General features: G+C 75.0%; 3 protein-coding genes and 1 pseudogene. 2 read left to right on the top strand and 2 right to left on the bottom strand.

Annotated elements, in window-relative coordinates:
* Positions 1-198 (top strand): annotated as a pseudogene (locus ACTIR_RS0101495) (hypothetical protein); the annotation flags it as partial.
* Between the two features lie 77 nt (positions 199-275).
* Here ACTIR_RS0101495 and ACTIR_RS27040 read toward each other — a convergent pair.
* Both ACTIR_RS27040 and ACTIR_RS21110 read right to left on the bottom strand, forming a co-directional pair.
* Entirely contained in the window at positions 276-446 is a 171-nt protein-coding gene (locus tag ACTIR_RS27040; RefSeq protein ID WP_199285550.1) for a hypothetical protein, read from the bottom strand.
* A gap of 58 nt (positions 447-504) precedes the next feature.
* Entirely contained in the window at positions 505-1,005 is a 501-nt protein-coding gene (locus tag ACTIR_RS21110) for a MogA/MoaB family molybdenum cofactor biosynthesis protein (protein ID WP_034237762.1), read from the bottom strand.
* Positions 1,006-1,144: 139 nt separating this feature from the next.
* Between ACTIR_RS21110 and ACTIR_RS21105 the strand changes: the two genes are divergently transcribed.
* Positions 1,145-2,086: NAD-dependent epimerase/dehydratase family protein (locus ACTIR_RS21105; RefSeq protein ID WP_034237760.1), on the top strand; the 942-nt coding region annotated here is incomplete at its 3' end.

Below are 2,086 nucleotides of genomic sequence, written 5' to 3'. Positions count from 1 at the left end.
AACGCCCGGCCCGAGGTCCTCGCCGAGCGGGCGACCGTGGTCACGGTGTTCGGCACGGACACCGCCGCCGGGGCGGCCGGTGCCGTTCCGGACGGGACACGCGCCGACCCGCTGGCCCTGGTGGCCGTCGCCGAGAACGAGGCACCGCAGGTGGCCGCCGCCTCGCTGGACCGTCCGGTCACGGTGCTGTGGGAGTGACGGCACCACGGGACCGGCGCCGACGGGAGGCGCCGGTCCCGACGGGATGCGGACGGGACCGACCGGACGGGGCCGGCTCAGCGGTCGTGGTGCGGGGGCCGGTTGTCCCGGTACCAGTCGTCCGGGCTCTCCCGTGCCCGGTCCGACCCGGGGTCGCGTTCGTCGGCCGAGGTGCGGGGGAGCACCTCACCGAACACGTCGTCGATCCGTCCACGCCGCCGGGCGTGGTCCGCCTCGTCCCGTCCCACCACTGTCGTCCGTCCCCGTCTCCCGTGGGTTCGTGGTTTCCCCGGCCCGTGCCGCGGCTCAGTTCGCGTCGAGGCCGGAGAGTTCGTCGATGACGTGCGGGACCAGCGAGGACAGTGTGGCCATGCTGTCGCGCACGGCGGCCCGCGATCCCGCGAGGTTGACCACGAGGGTACTGCCGGAGACACCGACCAGTCCCCGCGAGATCCCGGCGTCGACCGCGCCCGCGCTCAGGCCGGAGGCCCGCAGCGCCTCCGCGATGCCGGGGACCGGCCGGTCGAGCACCCCGGAGGTGGCGTCCGGGGTGACGTCGCGCGGGGAGACCCCCGTCGCGCCCACCGTGATCACCACGTCGACACCGCCGATCACGGCCGTGTTCAGCGCGTTGCGGATCTCGACGGTGTCGGCCCGCACCACCACGGTGCCGTCGACGATGAAACCGGCCTCCTCCAACAGTTCGGTGACCAGGGGGCCCATGCTGTCCTCGACCTCACCCGAGGCCGTCCGGTCGTCCACGATCACCACCAGCGCGCGGCCGAGCCGCTGCGAATCCCGCTCCATGCGGCCACCGTAGTACCCGCGACACCGCGGGCGACAGGCAGCGAGCCGACCACCGCGTCACCGGCGGAACGACCCGGACGGAAGCCACCCGCCCGTGTCCGCCCTGCGGTGCGTCCGGGGGCGCCCTAGCGTGAGGCGGGTGCGTGTTCTCGTCACCGGCGGGGCCGGATTCATCGGCTCCCACATCGCGGATCTGCTCGCCGAGTCCGGCCACGAGCCGGTCCCCCTCGACGGGCTCGTGCCCACCGCTCACGGCACGGACGACCACGACCCGCACGACCACGGTCCGGACCACACCGGTCCGCACCGGTTGGTCCGCGGTGACGTCACCGACGACGCGCTGGTCCGGGACCTGCTGTCCGGGGTGGACGCCGTCTGCCACCAGGCGGCGGTCGTGGGGCACGGGCTCGACCCCTCCGACCTGCCGACCTACACCTTCAACAACGACCACGGCACCGCGGTGCTGCTGGCCGCCATGCACGAAACGGGCGTGTCGCGGCTGGTGCTGGCCTCGTCGATGGTCGTCTACGGCGAGGGCCGGTACGTGTGCCCGGAACACGGCGACGTCGAACCCGCGCCCCGGTCCCGCGCGGACGTGGAGGCGGGCGTCTACGACCCGCGGTGCCCCGGGTGCGGGGGAATCCCGGAGTCCCGGCCGGTCGGTGAGGACGCCCCGCTCCGCCCGCGCAGCGTCTACGCGGCCACCAAGCTGGCGCAGGAACACCTGGCGGCGGCGTGGGCGCGGCAGACCGGCGGCACCGTGTGGGCACTGCGGTACCACAACGTCTACGGGCCCCGGATGCCGTCGGACACCCCGTACGCCGGGGTCGCCTCGCTGTTCCGGTCGGCGCTGCGCCGGGGCGAGGCGCCCACGGTGCTGGAGGACGGGCGCCAGCGCCGGGACTTCGTGCACGTCTCCGACGTCGCCCGGGCGAACCTGCTCGCCCTGCGCACCGCGCCCGACCCGGGCACGCTGACCCCGGTCAACATCTGCTCCGGCGAACCGCACACCGTCGGCGAGCTGGCCACCGAACTGGCCGGGGCCTGCGGCGGCCCCGCGCCGCGCGTCGTGGGCGGTGCC

This window comes from Saccharomonospora iraqiensis subsp. iraqiensis, from assembly GCF_000430445.1.
GTDB lineage: Bacteria > Actinomycetota > Actinomycetes > Mycobacteriales > Pseudonocardiaceae > Saccharomonospora > Saccharomonospora iraqiensis.
The sequence above is the reverse complement of the archived record's forward strand: the minus strand, read 5'-3'. Positions and strand labels throughout refer to the sequence as shown.